Origin of the sequence: Bradyrhizobium sp. 2TAF36, from assembly GCF_052114925.1 — a bacterium.
In the GTDB taxonomy this organism is placed as follows: Bacteria; Pseudomonadota; Alphaproteobacteria; order Rhizobiales; family Xanthobacteraceae; genus Bradyrhizobium; species Bradyrhizobium barranii.
On sequence record NZ_JBFRFR010000024.1, the window covers coordinates 40981 to 57764 of the forward strand.

At 66.2% G+C, this 16784-nt stretch carries 16 protein-coding genes; 6 read left to right on the forward strand and 10 right to left on the reverse strand.

What is annotated here, in order from left to right; all coding sequences use genetic code 11:
- Positions 1–57: 57 nt before the first annotated feature.
- From AB4Z51_RS15385 to AB4Z51_RS15395, 3 genes are all read right to left on the reverse strand, one after another.
- Positions 58–966 carry a S49 family peptidase gene (locus tag AB4Z51_RS15385; protein WP_085402555.1) on the reverse strand — a complete coding sequence of 303 codons (909 nt, stop codon included), beginning with the start codon at positions 964–966 and terminating at the stop codon, positions 58–60.
- 151 nt (positions 967–1117) lie between these two features.
- Positions 1118–1948, reverse strand: a complete 831-nt coding sequence (locus AB4Z51_RS15390; protein ID WP_135215919.1) for a tRNA1(Val) (adenine(37)-N6)-methyltransferase — start codon at positions 1946–1948, stop codon at positions 1118–1120.
- Positions 1941–2168, reverse strand: a complete 228-nt coding sequence (locus AB4Z51_RS15395; protein ID WP_014497336.1) for a putative signal transducing protein — start codon at positions 2166–2168, stop codon at positions 1941–1943. The genes AB4Z51_RS15390 and AB4Z51_RS15395 overlap by 8 nt, the downstream gene beginning before the upstream one ends.
- A 133-nt stretch (positions 2169–2301) precedes the next feature.
- On the opposite strand from AB4Z51_RS15395, the gene AB4Z51_RS15400 reads away from it, so the two are divergent.
- The 4 genes from AB4Z51_RS15400 (at position 2302) to AB4Z51_RS15415 (ending at position 6210) form a co-directional block, all read left to right on the forward strand.
- Positions 2302–3309: a polyprenyl synthetase family protein gene (locus AB4Z51_RS15400; RefSeq protein ID WP_085402593.1), complete on the forward strand. Its 1008-nt coding sequence runs from the start codon at positions 2302–2304 to the stop codon at positions 3307–3309.
- A gap of 444 nt (positions 3310–3753) precedes the next feature.
- Entirely contained in the window at positions 3754–4269 is a 516-nt protein-coding gene (locus AB4Z51_RS15405; RefSeq protein ID WP_085402554.1) for a winged helix-turn-helix transcriptional regulator, read from the forward strand.
- A gap of 1 nt (position 4270) precedes the next feature.
- Positions 4271–5533, forward strand: a complete 1263-nt coding sequence (gene fabF / locus AB4Z51_RS15410) for a beta-ketoacyl-ACP synthase II (protein ID WP_135215918.1) — start codon at positions 4271–4273, stop codon at positions 5531–5533.
- 44 nt (positions 5534–5577) lie between these two features.
- Positions 5578–6210 carry a LysE family translocator gene (locus AB4Z51_RS15415; RefSeq protein ID WP_135215917.1) on the forward strand — a complete coding sequence of 211 codons (633 nt, stop codon included), beginning with the start codon at positions 5578–5580 and terminating at the stop codon, positions 6208–6210.
- 64 nt (positions 6211–6274) lie between these two features.
- Here AB4Z51_RS15415 and AB4Z51_RS15420 read toward each other — a convergent pair whose 3' ends face one another.
- A complete protein-coding gene (locus AB4Z51_RS15420) occupies positions 6275–6538 on the reverse strand; it encodes a hypothetical protein (RefSeq protein ID WP_085402592.1) in 264 nt (87 codons plus the stop codon).
- Positions 6539–7021: 483 nt separating this feature from the next.
- Here AB4Z51_RS15420 and AB4Z51_RS15425 point away from each other — a divergent pair, with 483 nt between their 5' ends.
- Positions 7022–7894 (forward strand): alpha/beta fold hydrolase, encoded by an 873-nt coding sequence (locus tag AB4Z51_RS15425; RefSeq protein WP_441497606.1) that lies wholly within the window; start codon positions 7022–7024, stop codon positions 7892–7894.
- 127 nt (positions 7895–8021) lie between these two features.
- On the opposite strand, the gene AB4Z51_RS15430 is transcribed toward AB4Z51_RS15425, so the two are convergent.
- The 3 genes from AB4Z51_RS15430 to AB4Z51_RS15440 form a co-directional block, all read right to left on the reverse strand.
- Positions 8022–8906: a 4-(cytidine 5'-diphospho)-2-C-methyl-D-erythritol kinase gene (locus tag AB4Z51_RS15430; RefSeq protein ID WP_441497607.1), complete on the reverse strand. Its 885-nt coding sequence runs from the start codon at positions 8904–8906 to the stop codon at positions 8022–8024.
- A gap of 25 nt (positions 8907–8931) precedes the next feature.
- Positions 8932–10725 (reverse strand): tetratricopeptide repeat protein, encoded by a 1794-nt coding sequence (locus AB4Z51_RS15435; protein WP_094184200.1) that lies wholly within the window; start codon positions 10723–10725, stop codon positions 8932–8934.
- A gap of 329 nt (positions 10726–11054) precedes the next feature.
- Positions 11055–12716: an electron transfer flavoprotein-ubiquinone oxidoreductase gene (locus AB4Z51_RS15440; RefSeq protein ID WP_085402548.1), complete on the reverse strand. Its 1662-nt coding sequence runs from the start codon at positions 12714–12716 to the stop codon at positions 11055–11057.
- Positions 12717–12855: 139 nt separating this feature from the next.
- Between AB4Z51_RS15440 and AB4Z51_RS15445 the strand changes: the two genes are divergently transcribed.
- A complete protein-coding gene (locus AB4Z51_RS15445; RefSeq protein ID WP_071916142.1) occupies positions 12856–13662 on the forward strand; it encodes a uracil-DNA glycosylase in 807 nt (268 codons plus the stop codon).
- A gap of 122 nt (positions 13663–13784) precedes the next feature.
- Here AB4Z51_RS15445 and AB4Z51_RS15450 read toward each other — a convergent pair whose 3' ends face one another.
- The 3 genes from AB4Z51_RS15450 to AB4Z51_RS15460 all read right to left on the reverse strand — a co-directional run bounded on the left by AB4Z51_RS15450 (position 13785) and on the right by AB4Z51_RS15460 (position 16776).
- Positions 13785–15293, reverse strand: a complete 1509-nt coding sequence (locus AB4Z51_RS15450; protein ID WP_085402547.1) for a glycosyltransferase family 39 protein — start codon at positions 15291–15293, stop codon at positions 13785–13787.
- Positions 15294–15392: 99 nt separating this feature from the next.
- The gene (locus AB4Z51_RS15455) at positions 15393–16244 is read right to left on the reverse strand and encodes a ribonuclease HII (protein WP_085402590.1); all 852 of its coding nucleotides are present in this window, start codon (positions 16242–16244) and stop codon (positions 15393–15395) included.
- Between the two features lie 76 nt (positions 16245–16320).
- Positions 16321–16776: a VOC family protein gene (locus AB4Z51_RS15460; protein WP_085402546.1), complete on the reverse strand. Its 456-nt coding sequence runs from the start codon at positions 16774–16776 to the stop codon at positions 16321–16323.
- Between the last annotated feature and the right edge of the window lie 8 nt (positions 16777–16784).

Below are 16784 nucleotides of genomic sequence, written 5' to 3' on the forward strand. Positions count from 1 at the left end.
GACCGGGCCGCGCCGCAATTGGCTCGGCCCGGACCAAATGGCGCGGGAGGGTGTCGCCTAGAACCCGAATTTCGCCCAAATCGCCCGCGTCTCGACCGCCGAGATCAACTCGTCCGGCAGGCCGGCCATTGATTCCATGGCCGAAAGCTGGCCCGCACCGGGCGATTTCCGCCCCAAAAGGCCCGAGAGCAGACCGGTCGGCGGCGCAATCACAGGGGTGAGAACCTTCTCGCCATAGCGGGCACGAAGAGTTGAGCGGAGATCGCCGATGCCGTCAGCGAGCCCCAGCGCGATCGAACTCTCGCCGGCCCAGTATTCGCCGGTGAACAGGGTGTCGTCGGCGCCTTTCAGCCGCGCGCCGCGGCTCTCCTTCACCAGCGCGATGAAGATCTGGTGGATCTCGCGCTGGAGCGCCTTCAGCTTCGCCACGTCGTCGGGGTTTTCCGGGAGGAACGGATCGAGCATCGCCTTGTGCGCGCCGGCCGTGTAGAGCCGCCGCTCGATGCCGAGCCGCCTGATCGCCTCCTGGAAACCAAAACTGCCGCCGACCACGCCGATCGAGCCCAGGATGGAAGACGGATCGCAGATGATCTCGTCGCCGGCGCAGGCGATCATGTAGCCGCCGGACGCCGCGACGTCCTCGACGAACACCAGCACGGGCAGCTTCTTCTCCGCCGCGAGCTGCTTGATGCGCAGATAGATCTGGCGCGACTGCACCGGCGAGCCGCCGGGCGAATTGATCACCAGCGCCACCGCCTTGGCGTTCCGGTACGAAAACGCCCGCTCCAGCACCCGCGCGACGCCCGCAAGCGTCATGCCCGGGCGCAGCGGCGTCACCGCACCGATCACACCGGACAGCCGCACCACCGGCACCACCGCCGTGCCGGGACGGAAGCGCGCCGGCAGATATTGCATGAGCTTGTCGGCCAGGCCGGAACCCTCACGATCGTTCAATTGTTCGGCCATGCCGTTACCTCTGCTTAACCATTTCTTATCACGCGACTGTCATTGGAAGTGCCCGGAACGTGTTTTGCAGATTCCCCGTTAGGAAGCTGCAATGAGGCAGCGGAGAACACCATGAAAATCTATCTGCTGTTGCTGCTGGTCGGTGCGCTGTTCATGGCGATCCGTCTGACGACCCCGCAAGAGCAGCAGTCGGAATCGCTTCCGCAGTAGGCCGTCGCGGCTCCGCCAGCGGCAAGAACGCCCTCCCTTCCAGAATCTCCCTCACCTGATTTTTAGGCACGCCTGACTCGTCGTTGAGCATGAGGCCCGGCAGCAGCCGCGTCGGAGCCCGGCCGCCTTTGATTGCGCGCACCAGCACGCGGATCGCGGGCCGTCCTGCCTCGCCGTGAACCGGCAGGATCGACAGGCTTCCAAAACCACGTGACAGCGCTGCCAAAACCTCCTCGATTCCATCGGCGCGCCAGATCAAGGTCAGCGCGCCACCCGATCGGAGGATGCGCCGCGCCGCATGCACCCATGCATTCAGCGTCTCCTCGCTCGCAACATGCGCGGTGCGGCGCGTCTGATCGGACGAACCGCGATGGCGTGCGGGATCGTTGAAGGGTGGGTTCATCARCACCACGTCGACGCTGTCGGGCGCGAGGCCATTAGCCGCAAACGCCTGTGCGTCGGCCGTAACGTCGAGCACGATCGTCTCCGCGGCGATCGCATTCGCCGCCGCATTGGCGCGCGCGAGTTCCGCCAGTTCCGGATCGATCTCGACCTGGCTGAGGCTGATTCCCGCGACGCGCCGGCCAAGCGCCAGCCCGGCGGTGCCGATGCCGGCGCCCAGATCGACGACACGGTCGCCCGCCTGCGCTTCCGTCGCCGCCGCGAGCAGGATGGCGTCATGCCCGGCGCGGTGGCCGGACCGCTTCTGCTTCAAGCGCAATTGCCCGCCGAGAAAGGCGTCCTCGGTGAAGTCTGTGACGACGTCAATCATCGCCGCGCAGTTCATGACTGAGGCCGGCCTCGGTGAGGAGCTCCCTGGCCTCCTGGGCGTCATCCTCATGGACCAGGATCCGCCGCGGCAGGATACCCAGCGAGCCCTCGATAATGCTCATGTTCTGGTCCAGCACCAGATGATGGATGTTGGCGCCGTCGAGCAGCGCGCCGATCGCCGACACCAGCACCATGTCGTTGGTCCGAACCAGTTCACGCAAAACGCAGGTCTCCTGCCTGAAAGGGGCTAAAGCGGCAAATGTCAATGGTTCCGCGGCACTTGCCGCATCCGCTGCCAGTTTCTATTGTATTTGCATCAGAATAGCCCCTCCGGGGCAAATATTGGAGACCGGCGTGGCCGTCATCGTACCTTTCGAAACTCCCGGCGCGTCGATCGAACAGCTGGTTGCCCTTGTCGCTGGTGACATGGAGCGCGTCAACGCCACGATCCTGTCGCGGACCGGGTCGGATGTCACCATGATCCCGGAGGTCGCCAACCACCTCATCTCCTCCGGCGGCAAGCGCCTGCGGCCCATGCTGACGCTCGCCATGGCCAACCTCGCCGGCTACGCCGGCGACGGTCACATCAAGCTCGCTGCAAGCGTCGAGTTCATGCATACCGCGACGCTCCTTCACGACGACGTGGTCGACGAGAGCGAGATGCGCCGCGGCAAGCTGTCGGCGCGCATGCTCTGGGGCAATGAGGCGAGCGTGCTGGTCGGCGACTTCCTGCTCGGCCAGGCGTTCCGCATGATGGTCGAGGTCGGCTCGCTCCGCGCGCTCGACATCCTCTCCGCGGCCGCCGCCACCATCGCCGAGGGCGAGGTGATGCAGCTTGCCGCCGCCAAGAACACCGCGACCACCGAGGACGAATATCTCGCCGTGATCCGCGGCAAGACCGCCGAGCTGTTTGCGGCCGCCTGCGAGGTCGGCCCCGTGATCGCCAACCGCCCGAAGGCGGAGCAGACCGCGTGCCGCTCGGTCGGCATGAATCTCGGCATCGCCTTCCAGCTCGTCGACGACGTGCTCGACTATGGCGGCAAGAGCGCCAAGCTCGGCAAGAACACCGGCGACGATTTCCGCGAGGGCAAGATCACGCTGCCGGTCGTGCTCGCCTTCCGCCGCGGCAACGACACCGAGCGCGCCTTCTGGATCCGCGCGCTGGAGCGCGGCGAGATCGGCGACACCGACCTCGACCACGCCCTGGGCCTGATGAACAAGCATCGCGCGCTCGAGGACACGCTCAGCCGCGCTCAGCACTACGGCGCCATGGCCGTCGACGCGCTGGCGCTGTTCCCGTCCTCACCGATGAAGAGCGCGCTGGAGCAGGTGGTCGCGTTCTGTCTGGCCCGGTCGCACTAGGCGACAAAGGCTGACGCTCTTTCCACGTCGTCATTGCGAGCGCAGCGAAGCAATCCAGAATCCCTCCGCGGGAACAGTCTGGATTACTTCGCTGCGCTCGCAACGACGGAGAGCTAGGCAACGGCGCATTCCCTCTCTTGTCCCGGACGCGCTGCAGCGGGAAACGCTGCTGCGCGGAGCCGGGAAGCGACACGCAAGGCTCTCCGCAACATGGGCCCCGGCTCTGCAGCGCACCGCCAAGAGGCGCTGCGCTGCGTCCGGGGCACGATAGCGGCTATCCGGCGGCTACCTTAAATCCCACCACCAGCCTGCTTTCACATACTCACCGCTCGCCCGCTGCGCACCTCACCGCCAGCCCCGCCTCCGCATCCTCACCGCTCACTCTACCTGCCGCCGCCTGCCCAGTGACTTGCATTTTGCAAGCCACTCTCCTACGCTCCCGCCATGCAGCCGAAATCCCCCTCCATCCTGGAATGCCCGGTCGGCCGCGCCGTGGAGACGGTCGGCGAATGGTGGAGCATCCTGATCTTGCGGGATGCCTTCCAGGGCGCGACGAAGTTCGACGAATTTTCGCAAAGCCTCGGCATCGCGCCGAACATCCTGTCGCGGCGCCTTGCCCATCTCACCGAGAGCGGCATGTTCATCCGCCGCCGCTATCACGAACGGCCGCCGCGGTACGAATATGTGCTGACGGAGAAGGCGCGGGATTTCTTCCCTGTGGTCGTGGCACTGCTGGCCTGGGGCAACAGGCATCTCGCGCCCAAGGGCGAATCCATCATGCTGGCGAATCGGAGCGACGCTCGCCCGTTCGATCCGATCGTGGTCGATGCCGCCGACATGCGTCCGATCACCCTCGCCAATGCGGTCGTCGTCCCGGGTCCCCGCGCCAGCCGCGGGATGCGCAAGCGGCTCGGCTCGCTCAAAGCCATGAACCCGGCCGTTGCGCCGGCTGGAGACTGACATGCGTCGTATCGTCGTGACGGGAATGGGAGCGGTGTCGCCGCTCGGCTGCGGTGTTGAACTGTCCTGGCGCCGGCTGCTCGCCGGCCAGAGTGGGCTGCGCCCTCTGCCGGAATGGTCGCAGGCACTGCCCGCGCGCATTGCCGGTCTCGTGCCCGACAAGGCCGACGATGCCGAAGGCGGCTTCGACCCCGCGCAAGCTGCCGCGCCAAAAGACCAGCGCAAGATGGACCGCTTCATCCTGTTCGCCCTGCTCGCCACCGCAGAAGCGGTCGCGCAGGCCAGATGGACGCCGCAGGACGCGGCGACATTGGAGAGAACCGCGACGATCATCGCTTCCGGCGTCGGCGGCTTCCCGGCAATGGCGGAGGCGGTGCGCATCACCGAGCAGCGCGGCGCGCGCCGGCTCTCGCCCTTCACCATCCCCTCGTTTCTCGCCAATCTCGCCGCCGGCCACGTCTCGATCAAATACGGCTACAAGGGCGCGCTGGGCACACCGGTCACGGCCTGTGCCGCCGGCGTCCAGGCGATCGGCGATGCCGCGCGCATGATCCGTGCAGGCGAAGCCGATGTCGCGATCTGCGGCGGCGCGGAGGCCTGCATCGATATCGTCAGCATCGGCGGCTTTGCCGCGGCCCGCGCACTGTCGAGCGGATTCAACGACGAGCCCGCGCGCGCCTCGCGCCCGTTCGATCGCGACCGCGACGGCTTTGTCATGGGCGAAGGCGCGGGCATCCTGGTGATCGAGGAGCTGGAGCATGCACTGGCGCGCGGCGCCTCCCCGATTGCGGAAATCGTGGGCTACGGCACGACGGCGGACGCCTATCACATGACGTCGGGCCCGCCCGATGGCGACGGCGCCCGCCGTGCCATGGAGATCGCGCTCCGCCAGGCGAAGCTTGCGCCCGCGGATTTGCAACATTTGAACGCGCATGCGACGTCGACGCCGGCCGGCGACGAAAGCGAGCTCGGCGCGATCGCCGCGCTGTTCGGCCGCAACCGGAACATCGCGGTGAGCGCGACGAAATCGGCCACCGGCCATCTGCTCGGCGCTGCCGGCGGACTCGAGGCGATCTTCACCGTCCTCGCCTTGCGCGACCAGGTCGCGCCGCCGACGCGCAATTTCGAAAACGCAGATCCCGGCGCTGATGGCATCGACATCGTCGCAGGCAGCGCGCGGCCGATGCCGATGCTCAACGCCATCTCCAACGGATTTGGCTTCGGCGGGGTGAATGCCAGCGTGATCTTCCGCCGGATGGGCTGAACGAGAGGCCTTGTAATCGCGGCACGCTTCGTTACCAAACCGGGATGATCGAAACGAATTTCTGGCTGTTCCTGGCCGCAGCGTGTCTCATTGCCGCCGTTCCCGGCCCCGGCATCTTCTACGTCGCGGCACGGACCTTGTCCGAAGGACGCGCCAGCGGCTTTGCGTCAACCGCGGGCACCGCGCTGGGCGGGCTGGTTCATGTCGTCGCGGGCAGCCTCGGCGTCTCCGCGATCATCCTTGCCAGTGCGGAGCTGTTTGCCGTCGTGAAATTCATCGGCGCGCTCTATCTGGTCTGGCTCGGCATCAAGACCTTCCGCAGCGCCGGCCGCGCGCTCTCGCTGGAGAACGAGCCCGTCGGCGACAGGCGCGCGTTCCGCGACGGCGTGCTGGTCGAGGCGCTGAACCCGAAGACCGCCGCATTCTTCCTCGCCTTCATTCCGCAGTTCCTCGATCCCGCGGGATCGAGCCCCACGCTGCAATTCATCGTGCTCGGCGCGATCTCGGTGATCCTGAACACGCTCGCCGATGTCGTCGTCGTGCTGATGGCAACTGCAACGCGCACGCAGCTGATTGGCAGGCCACATCTGATGCGGCGTCTCACGCAGGGCTCGGGCGTCTTCATCGCCGGCCTTGGCCTCTCGCTCGCGCTGGCGCGGCGGCCGGTGCAGGGCTAGCTCGCGTCATTCCCGACGGGCATCCACCGAAAAAAGAAAGGGGCCGCAGCCCCTTTCTCAGATTTCACCAGTGGTGCCAATGATGCCAGCGGTGCCAGCGAGCCCAATGATGCCAGCGCCAGCCGTCACCCCAATGATGGTGCCAGCCGTAACCACCCCAGTAGTGCGGATGGTAGTAGCCTCCATGGTAGTGGCGTTGCCAGCAATGGCCCCATTCATTGCAGACATAGCCGGTCGGCACCTCGATCGGTGCTGCTGACGCAGCCCCGCTCGACAGCGTGACCCCGCCAAGTGCGGCAAGGCCGACAAACGCAGATACAAGTTTCATGATGTTCACCTCCTAACATCCGTTGGAGGCGATGAGTGCGTCCTGCGTTCGGCGCCTTACGCAGGTTTAATACCGATGAACGATTTCGATGAAGCGATCGGCTCGCGATGACGGCGTGCGCGCAACATTGTCGCCATCGCCCCGAAACACTTTCCAACCCGTAATGACCAAGATGTAACGCGTGGAATTCGAACGACCCATCGCTCGCGGCTCACCCATGGTTGTTGCGATGGAGAGTTCGATGAGGATGATGTCCTGGTCGCGTTATCGCCTCCTGACAAGGTCGTTGTCGCGCACCGCGCGTCGCTGTCACGACGCGAAGATGCGCAAGACCCGGCAGCGCCGACGCGCCATGCGCCGCCTAGGCGGCACGAGCTCGCCGCCGAAGCGCCCGTGACCTGCGGCTTGCTTGTGGAATGGGCGGCAGCAGGCTACTCCAGTCGTGCTGCTATCTCGTCCGGCATTTCGAAGGATCGGCGCCCGATGCTTGCCCCGCAAAGTCGCACATACGAGTCCCACGGCCTGCGGCTGCACTATGCCGATTGGGGCAATCACGGCGCGCCCGTCGCCATCCTGGTCCATGGCGGCCGCGATCATTGCCGGAGCTGGGACGCCATCGCCCGCTCGCTTCAGCCGCACTTTCACGTGCTCGCGCCCGATCTGCGCGGCCATGGCGATTCCGACTGGACCAAGGGCGGCAGCTACGCGCTGACCGAGTATGTCTACGACCTCGCCCAGCTCATTCGCAGCATCGCAGCGCCTCAAGTGACTCTCATTGGTCATTCCATGGGCGGCATGGTGAGCCTGATCTTTTCGGGGTCGTTCCCAGAGCTGGTCACGAAGCTCGTCGTCCTCGACGGCGTCACCATGTTGCCGGACACCCCCAAAGCGCCGACGCATGAGCGCATCAGCAAATGGGTCAGCCAGCTCGACAGGCTGCACGACCGCACGCCGCGCCGCTATGCGACCCTCGAAGACGCGGCCGCGCAGATGGTGCTTCACAACAAGCGCCTCGCCCGCGACCTCGCGCTGCATCTTGCAACGCACGGCTCGCGGCGGAATGAGGACGGCACCTATAGCTGGAAGTTCGATCCCTACCAGCGCRCCTCTGCGCCGCACCGGCTCTGGCCGGACGATCACGTCGCGCTGTGGTCGCGCATCACAAGTCCGACGCTGCTGCTGAATGCCGGAGAAAGTTTTCTCGCGGGTGCCAGGGCCGCAGGCCTGGAGCGCTATTTCCCGCAGGCACGCATCGAGACCATCGCCGGCGCGGGGCACTGGCTACAGCATGACAAGCCGCAAGAGGTGTTGAGTGAGATCCGGCGGTTTCTCGGGCTCGCCGAAGACGGCGGCTAGCTCCACTGCCGTAGCGTGGGCAAAGGCGCAAGGCGCCGTGCCCACCACGCAGCCAGATTGCGAGAATAAGTTTGGTGGGCACGCTTCGCATTGCCCACCCTACGGCAGAATCGTAGCCCGGAAAAACCTAGCTCAACGTCCCCGCATGCACCCACCAACCGGGGTGGGTGCGCCGGATCTTTTCCGCGCCGGCATGCGCATCGCTCGCTGCGCCATAGATCGCAAAGCAAGTCGCGCCGGAGCCGGACATGCGGGCCAGCTTGACGCCGGCGGAGTCACGCAAGGCTTCCAGCACCTCGCCGATCACAGGCTCGATGCGCAGCGCAGGGGCTTCGAGATCGTTGGCCACGGTTTCGAGAACGTCGACCCAATCGGCGATCGACTCACCCTCTTCGGGCCACGCCGGAGCGTCGAGAACGGACGTTGCGCCGACCAAGAGTTCGCCGTTGCGCAGGCCCAGCGCCTGGAACACGTCCTTGGTGGCAACAGGCACGCGCGGATTGACCATCACGCAGGGCATGCTCGGCAGCGCCAGCGGCAGGAGCTGCTCGCCGACGCCGGTCATGTCGCAGGCGCGCGAGAACAGGCACACCGGCACGTCGGCGCCGGTGGCGAGCGCAACCTTCTGCAGGCGCGGATCGTCGAGCGAGAGATTGTTGAGACGTGCGAGCAGCCGCAGTGCCGCCGCGGCATCGGCCGAGCCGCCGCCGATGCCGRCCGCGACGGGAAGCACCTTGTCGAGCGCGAAGGCCCCGAGCTTCAGGTTCGGCACGGCCTCGGCCAGGAGCCTGGCCGCCTTGACCACGAGATTGTCCGCGGTATCGCCGCAGGCCGCGGCCAGCGGCCCGGTGGTGACGAGCTTCAGCTCGCCGCCCGGCTCCAGCGTCAGCTGGTCCGCGCAGTCGGCAAACGCGACCACGCTTTCGAGATCATGATAGCCGTCGGCACGACGGCCGACGACGCGAAGGCTCAGATTGACCTTCGCGCGCCCTTCTTCAATCAACGCCGACATTGGCGATCAGCCCCCAAACGCGCTCTTAGCCGCCCTTGCCGTCGTCCTTCTTCTTGTCCGCCTGCGCGGCCGAAGAGTTCGAATCGTCGGTCATACCGTTGGCGATCTTGGCCTCGATCTTCGGAAGCTCCTCCGGCTCGGGCTTGAGATCGCGGGCGTGGGCCCACTGGAATTTCGCTTCCAGCGTACGGCCGACGCGCCAATAGGCATCACCAAGGTGATCGTTGATGGTGGGATCCTCGGGCTTGAGGTCGATCGCGCGCTCGAGGTTCTTCACCGCCTCTTCGTAATTGCCGATGCGGTAATAGGCCCAGCCGAGGGAGTCGACGATGTAGCCGTCGTCGGGACGCTGCTCGACGGCACGCTTGATCATCTTCATGCCTTCGTCGAGATTCACGCCCTGGTCGATCCAGGAATAGCCGAGATAGTTGAGGACATGCGGCTGGTCGGGCTGGAGCTCGAGCGCCTTCTTCATGTCGGCTTCGGCCTTGCTCCACTCCTTGGAGCGCTCCTCGCAAATGCCGCGATAATAATACCAGACGCTGTTGGCCTTGTCGTTGCCGGCCGGCAGCACGTCGATGCCCCGCGAATAGGTCGCGCCGCAATCGCCGAACTTCTTGCGGCCGCGCTCGATATTGCCGAGCGCCATGATGGCTTCGAGATCCTTGGAATCGTCCGATGTGACGCCCTTGAGGATCTTGATCGCCTCGTCGGTGCGGTCGGCGGAATCCAGATCGATGGCGAGCTGGATCTGCGCGTTGCGCTTCAACGGCGAGGTCGCGGGCACCCGCTCATAAACCTTGATCGCCATCTGCGGCCGCTTCACCGATTCATAGAGATCGGCGAGCGAGAGCAGCGCCAGCGGATGGGTCGGCTGGAGATAGAGCGCGAGCTGAAGATAGACCAGCGCCAGATCCTCGCCGCCGCGGCGGGTCAGCGTGGCACCGATGCCGTAGAGCGCTTCGGCGGCACCAGCTTGCGCGGAGTCGGCCAGCGGCGGCATCTTCTTGCCGGCCTTGGTGTCGCGCAGACCTTCCACGATCAGCGGATGGCGGGCGAGCTTCTTGTCGAAAGCCAGGTAGACGGTGGTCGCGGCCGCGGAATCCTTGTTGCGCGACAGCCAGCGGGCATAGGCCTCGGTGACGCGCAGCATGGAATCGTCGAGCTTGTAGGCGCGCTCGAAGCGGACGCCGGCGTCCTTCTCCTTGCCGGAGAGCTCGAGGATCATGCCGGCATGGAGGTCCTTGAACAGCGGATACCATTCCGGACCGGCGAGCTTGTCGATGGTGGCGACGCCGCCCTTGGCATCGCCCGCGCCATAGGCGGCCCAGCCCGACAGCAGCGTGGCGACGAGATCGGTGATCGGACCGCGGATCGACTGGTTGATGTTGGTTTGCGCGGTCGCGTATTTCTTCATCTTGAGATCGTGCACCCCGACGACGAGACGCGCGACGCGGTTGGTCTTGTCGATGGTCAGGACGCGCTCGGCGAGCTTGACCGCCTCGTCGATGTCACCGTCGGCAACCGACGAGATGAAGGCGCGATCGAGCAGCTCGTTGTTCTTGGGATCGGTGCGGAGCGCCGAGCGGTAGAATGCGGCGGCCGAGGCCGCGTCGCGCTCGACGCTGGCGTGGCGGGCGGCGAGATAGCTGCCGGAGGTCGTCAGCGACTTCAGATCGTTCCGGGTCGGGAATTGCGCCGCCGTGTCGGACGGATGGTCCGGCGTCTGCGCCAGGACCGCGCCGGGGACCGTCGCGATCGCTGTGCCCATGAGGGCGATGGCGGCAACAGTCCAGCGGTTGAAACGATTTGAGAACATCAGGGGCTCGCCTTGAGTTGTAGTGCCTGGGTTTGCAGCAGTAGGCCGTATCGCATGCGAACGCGGCCGGTGGCATGGGGACCCGGAACCGTCGGGCCGACAATGCCGCTTTTGGCGCTTCACCGCAAGGATTCGGGCATGCGATCCCCTCCGCACGCCCCAAATCGGCCGACTACGCCCCAAGACGCTGCCAGTATGGCCTTATCGTGGCCGCGGACCGCTACCCCGGGCCGGTTCTCACGCGAACGTGCGTCACAATGCCGGGGGCACGTCACATTGGCCCCGGCTCGATCGCTTTGGTCCAATGATCCCGGCTTGCATGGCCTAGCTTACATGGCCTCGTAGTTCGGACCGCCGCCGCCCTCCGGGGGAACCCAGGTGATGTTGCCGTTGGGGTCCTTCACGTCGCAGGTTTTGCAGTGGACGCAGTTCTGGGCATTGATCTGGAAGCGCGGGCTCGCGCCTTCCTCGACCCACTCATAGACCCCGGCCGGGCAATAGCGATTCGAGGGACCGGCGAAGACGTCGTGCTCCGAGGTCTTCTGCAGGTTCATGTCGGCGACCTTGAGATGGACCGGCTGGTCCTCCTCATGATTGGTGTTGGACAGGAACACCGACGAGAGCTTGTCGAACGAGATCTTGCCGTCCGGCTTCGGGTAGTTCTTCGGCGCGTGGCTCTTCGCCGGATCAAGCGTGGCGCGATCGGGCTTCGCATGCGACTGCGTGCCGAACAGCGAGCCACCGAACAGCGTGTTGCACCACATGTCGAAGCCACCGAGCGCGACGCCGAGCACGGTGCCGAACTTCGACCATAGCGGCTTGACGTTGCGGACCAGGAACAGGTCCTTGCCGACCGCCGAGGACCGCCAGGCGTTCTCGTAGTCGACGATCTCGTCATTGGCGCGATCGGCAGCGAGCGCGGCCGCGACATGCTCTGCGGCGAGCATGCCGGTGCCCATCGCATTGTGCACGCCCTTGATGCGAGGCACGTTGACGAAGCCCGCCGCACAACCGACCAGCGCGCCGCCGGGGAAGCTCAGCTTCGGCACCGACTGATAGCCACCTTCGGTGATGGCGCGCGCGCCATAGGCGAGCCGCTTGGCGCCCTCGAAGGTGCCGCGGATCGAGGGATGGGTTTTGAAGCGCTGGAACTCGTCGAACGGCGACAGATACGGATCGTCGTAGTTGAGATGCACGACGAAGCCGACGGCGACGAGATTGTCGTCATAGTGATAAAGGAACGAGCCGCCGCCGGTCTTCAGGTCGAGCGGCCAGCCGAACGAATGCTGGATCATGCCCTTCTGGTGCTTGGCGGGATCGATCTGCCAGACTTCCTTGAGGCCGATGCCGAACTTCGCCGGCTCGCTCTTGGAATCCAGTGCAAACTTCGCGATCAGCTGCTTGGTCAGGCTGCCGCGCGCGCCCTCGGCGAACAGAGTGTACTTGCCGAGCAGTTCCATGCCGCGGGTAAAGGAGTCCTTCGGCTTGCCATCGCGGCCGATGCCCATGTCGCCTGTGGCGATGCCCTTCACCGCGCCCTGCTCGTCATAGAGCACCTCAGCGGCGGCAAAGCCCGGATAGATCTCGACGCCAAGCGCCTCGGCCTTGCGCGCCAGCCAGCGGCAGACATTGCCGAGCGAGCCGATATAGCAGTGATGATTGTCCATCAGCGGCGGCATGATGAAGTTCGGCAGCTTGATCGCGCCGCCTCCCGTCATCCAGTAGAAGCGGTCGTCCTTCACCTGCGTCTTCAGCGGACAGTCGGAATCCTCGCGCCAGTCCGGGATCAGCTTGTCGAGCCCGGCCGGATCGATCACGGCGCCGGAGAGAATGTGCGCACCGACCTCGGAGCCCTTCTCCACCACGACGACGTTGAGATCGGCATTGAGCTGCTTCAGCCGGATCGCGGCCGCCAGGCCAGACGGGCCGGCGCCGACGATGACGACGTCGAATTCCATGGATTCGCGCGGGGGAAGTTCTTCGGTGCTCATCTGATCTCAGCCCTTGAGACGGTTCCTCGTCATTTGCGCCCCCTTGTTTCCGATTTTTCCGGGTAGGACAACCACGGAAATGCGTTCCACTGGGATGCAAGGCACCCCAAACTGATATAGTAAAAGTCTGACTTTCCAAATGATCCCCGAGCCCGCACCCACCGTCCGAGAGCTTCTCGCCTTCTATCTGGAGGCCGGGGTCGATTGCGCGCTCGCGGAGGAACCTGTCGACCGCCTGGCGGAATTGGATGCTCCGCCGCCGGCCCCGCGCGCCGCACCTCCGGTCGAGGCACCACGGCCTGTTGCCGCGCCCGCGGTGATGCGCGGCGAGGCCGCACCTGCGCCGGACATTGCGATCGCCTCCGCACGCGAGGCCGCGCGTACCGCGCCGACGCTCGAGGCACTGCGCGAGCTGATGCAGAATTTTGAAGGCTGCGCGCTGAAGCATACCGCGACGCGGCTGGTGTTCGCCGACGGCAATCCGCAGGCGCGCATCATGTTCGTCGGCGAGGCGCCGGGCCGCGACGAGGACATCGAGGGGCTGCCCTTCGTCGGGCGGAGCGGCAAGCTGCTCGACCTCATGATCGGCGCGATCGGGCTCAACCGCACCACCGCCTACATCGCCAACGTGATTCCCTGGCGGCCGCCCGGCAACCGCACGCCGACGCCGCAGGAAACGCAGATCTGCCTGCCCTTCATCCAGCGCCAGATCGAGCTGGTGAATCCCGACGTGCTGGTGACGCTCGGCAATCCCTCAACGCAGACGCTGCTGTCGACGCGCGAGGGCATCATGCGCACCCGCGGCCGCTGGTTCGACTACGAGACGGGTGGGCGCACCATCCGCGCGCTGCCGACGTTCCACCCGGCCTATCTCTTGCGCTCACCGTCGTACAAGCGGCTGGCCTGGCAGGATCTGCGCGCGATCGCGAAGGTGCTGGCGGGATAGCGAGCTGTCGTAGGGTGGGCAAAGCGAAGCGTGCCCACCATCACTAGGTCGACGACGGATAGACTTGATGGTGGGCACGGCGCTTTGCGCCTTTGCCCACCCTACGATTTCAGCGTTTGTCGCTACGTCCCCTTCGGCCGTACGATGGCCCAGCCGATGCGCAGCAACTGCTGGCGGCCAGTCACCAGCCATTCGAACGCGCGCGGCACTTCCGGAACGATGCCGGGAAAGCGCGCGAGGATTTCCGGCGGCGGGGTGCCGGCGGTGTCGGAGGCGCGCCAGACCACGACGCCGCCGGTCTCGCTGAATTTGGCCTGATTGATCCACGGCGTGCGCGCGGGCTGAGCATCGATGAAGAGATGCGGCCGGCCGGAATGCAGCGTGATCAGGCTCGCGAGCTGGGTCTCGCCGGCGACCGCGCGCAGGCGATGATTGGTGCGGCGGGCAAAGCTCTCGTCGAAGAAATCCGAGATCGCGCGCGCCGGCATCGAGGTCGCAATCTCGTTGGCGCCGGTCAAGGGCAGAAACAGCACGGCGAGCACGACGCCGGCTGCGGGCGCCAGGACGGCGGCAGCCCACACCGTCCGCAGCACCCGCGCGCGGCGCATCGCGATGAGGTCCCCGGCCGTCACGACCACGGCAAGTCCCGACATGACCAGTACGACACCGGCACCGCCGACGACGGCATCGAGCCCGAGCAGCCCGGAGATCAGGACCGCGCCGAGCGCAGGCGCCAGCGCGAAGAAATAGACGAAGTTGTGCGCGAGCGGCTCGACCGGCGGCCGGTAGATGATCGGCGCTTCCTCGCCCTTGGCGACGAACAGGCCGCTATTGAGAAAGGTCAGCGCCGGGATCGCCGCCGCGCCAAGCACGAGCCCGCCGAGCAGCCAGGCCGCGTGCAGCGCGCGGGCGTTCAGCGCGGCGACTTCAGGCAGGGTCGGCATGACAAGCGTCTCGGCGCGCATCAGCCAGACCGCATAGGGCAGCGCCAGCACGGCGACGACGATCAGCGCGAACAGCGGATCGAGCGCGCGTAGCGTCCGGCGTCCGCCGGCGGTCGAGATCGCGAAGACGACGAGCAGGAGGAGAAGGAAGATCGCCGCGGGCGTCGTCAGCAGCAAGAGGCCCGCCTCGATCGACCAGGCGAACCAGGCATTGCCGCGGCGCTGGCCGATGATCTGCCAGGAATGCAACAGCAGCAGCGCCCAGAGCGGCCGCGCCAGCACCAGCGGGCCAAAGTCGAGCGCCGGCGAGGAGAAGGCCAGCACCGTCATGGTCAGCAGCACGGCGAGCACCGCCTGCTGTGAGCCGACCACGGCGCGGGAGAGATGATAGAGCGCGATGAAGGTCGCGACCTCGCAGAGCTGGGCGAGGACATAGACGCCGAACATGTGGCCGCCGGCGGCGCGATAGGCGATGTCGGCGAGCCAGACCGGGAGCGGCGGGCCCAGATCAGTACCGACCTGGTACTCGCGCCCGAAGGCGAGCAGGGTCGCGAGGGTGCCGGGCGGGCTGCGATAGAACACCAGCGCCACGAACAGCCACATCGCGGCCTGGAGCAGCACGGCGATCCACACGATCAGCCGCGGCCGGGCGCGAATGAGCTCGATGACCAGGGAGGTAAACCGCATACAACGTCCGAAAGATGCAGCCAACCCGTCCAGCCGGCCCTATTCGCTCACATCTGTTTTGATAAAGGGCGCTGCGCGTTGTGGCAACGACCGTCTGCCCTAGAGGCCCGCTGGCGCATCAATTTCAACGCTTGCTTCCACCTGCACGTCCATCTCGGTCACCGCAAACAAGTCCCGCACCGGCTCGACCGTCCAGGGCATGTGCTTGGCGCGGGCGGCGGCGACGGGGGCGAAGAAGCTGCGGTGGTGGACGGTGGGGCCGAGGCGGTCGAGCGCGTCGAGGTGCTCGGGAACGGCGTAGCCCTTGTGCTGCTCGAAACCGTAGCCGGGGCAGTCCTGCGCCAGCGCGCACATCAGCCGGTCGCGCGTTACCTTGGCGATGATCGAGGCGGCGGCGATCGACAGGACGATGCCGTCGCCGCCGATCACGGCCTCGCAGTCGCAGGCGGTGTCGAGCCGATCGCGGCCGTCGACAAACACATGACGCGGCGTGTCGGGCAGCGCCACCACGGCGCGCTTCAACGCCCACAGCGAGGCACGCAGGATGTTGTCGCGGTCGATCCGGGAGCGCGAGGCGACGGCGACCGACACCTGCGCGGTGGCGCAGATCTTGTCGAACAGTCTTTCCCGTTCCTCGGCCGTCAGGCGCTTGGAATCGTCAATGCCGCGCGGAATGCGGTCGGGATCGAGAATCACGGCGGCCGCCACCACGGGACCAGCCAGAGGCCCGCGGCCGGCCTCGTCGCAGCCGGCAACCGGCCAGATGCCACGCTTGATCAGCGCGCGCTCGCGGCGGAAGCTCGGCGAGGCGACGGCGATGATGGCGCGCTGCCTACCGGCCGCCCCCTTGGCCGCCTTCGCAAGCGCTGCCTTCTTGGCGGCATTCTTCTTCGACGCGCCCTTCTCTGGCGCGTCTTTGGTCGGCTTCCTGGTCGACTTGTCCCGAATCATGGCCGGGATCGTGCGCAAGCGGCCCGGCCGGCGCAACCGGGAACCCCGGACAATTCCCGTTATTCAGACCAGCCGCCTACTCTGCCAGATGCACCCGCCGGTCCTCACCGACCTCGATGCCCGGCGCGACCACGACCTCCCAGGGATGGCTGTCGGGGTCGGCGAAATAGCCGGAATAACCGCCGTAGTCGGTCTCATGCGCCGCTTTCAGCAGTGCCGCGCCCTTGCCGACGGCGAAGGCCAGAACCGCATCGACCTCGCCGCGCGTGGCGCAGTTCCAGGCGAGCGTGATGCCGCGGAAGGTCGCGGGCCTCGGATTGTCCGGCAACTTGGCATCGGCCGCGAGCTTATCCCAGTGAAACAGGGCCAGCACCGGACCACCGGTATCATAGAAGGCGACGGCCTCGCCGGTCCCCTTCAGCCGACGCGAGAAGCCGAGCGCGTCATAGAAGGCGATGCTGGCGCGAATGTCGCTCACACCCAGTGTGATGACGGTGAGCCGCGGCACCGGCGCGGCAAGTTCCTGGCTCATGCTACGCC

Excerpts from the sequence above, each read along its gene's own strand:
- AB4Z51_RS15460 (WP_085402546.1), bottom strand. The coding sequence starts at position 16,776 with ATGAGCCAGGAACTTGCCGCGCCGGTGCCGCGGCTCACCGTCATCACA.
- AB4Z51_RS15385 (WP_085402555.1), bottom strand. The coding sequence starts at position 966 with ATGGCCGAACAATTGAACGATCGTGAGGGTTCCGGCCTGGCCGACAAG.
- AB4Z51_RS15455 (WP_085402590.1), bottom strand. The coding sequence starts at position 16,244 with ATGATTCGGGACAAGTCGACCAGGAAGCCGACCAAAGACGCGCCAGAG.
- AB4Z51_RS15440 (WP_085402548.1), bottom strand. The coding sequence starts at position 12,716 with ATGAGCACCGAAGAACTTCCCCCGCGCGAATCCATGGAATTCGACGTC.
- AB4Z51_RS15445 (WP_071916142.1), top strand. The coding sequence starts at position 12,856 with ATGATCCCCGAGCCCGCACCCACCGTCCGAGAGCTTCTCGCCTTCTAT.
- fabF (WP_135215918.1), top strand. The coding sequence starts at position 4,271 with ATGCGTCGTATCGTCGTGACGGGAATGGGAGCGGTGTCGCCGCTCGGC.
- AB4Z51_RS15420 (WP_085402592.1), bottom strand. The coding sequence starts at position 6,538 with ATGAAACTTGTATCTGCGTTTGTCGGCCTTGCCGCACTTGGCGGGGTC.
- AB4Z51_RS15435 (WP_094184200.1), bottom strand. The coding sequence starts at position 10,725 with ATGTTCTCAAATCGTTTCAACCGCTGGACTGTTGCCGCCATCGCCCTC.
- AB4Z51_RS15450 (WP_085402547.1), bottom strand. The coding sequence starts at position 15,293 with ATGCGGTTTACCTCCCTGGTCATCGAGCTCATTCGCGCCCGGCCGCGG.
- AB4Z51_RS15405 (WP_085402554.1), top strand. The coding sequence starts at position 3,754 with ATGCAGCCGAAATCCCCCTCCATCCTGGAATGCCCGGTCGGCCGCGCC.
- AB4Z51_RS15415 (WP_135215917.1), top strand. The coding sequence starts at position 5,578 with ATGATCGAAACGAATTTCTGGCTGTTCCTGGCCGCAGCGTGTCTCATT.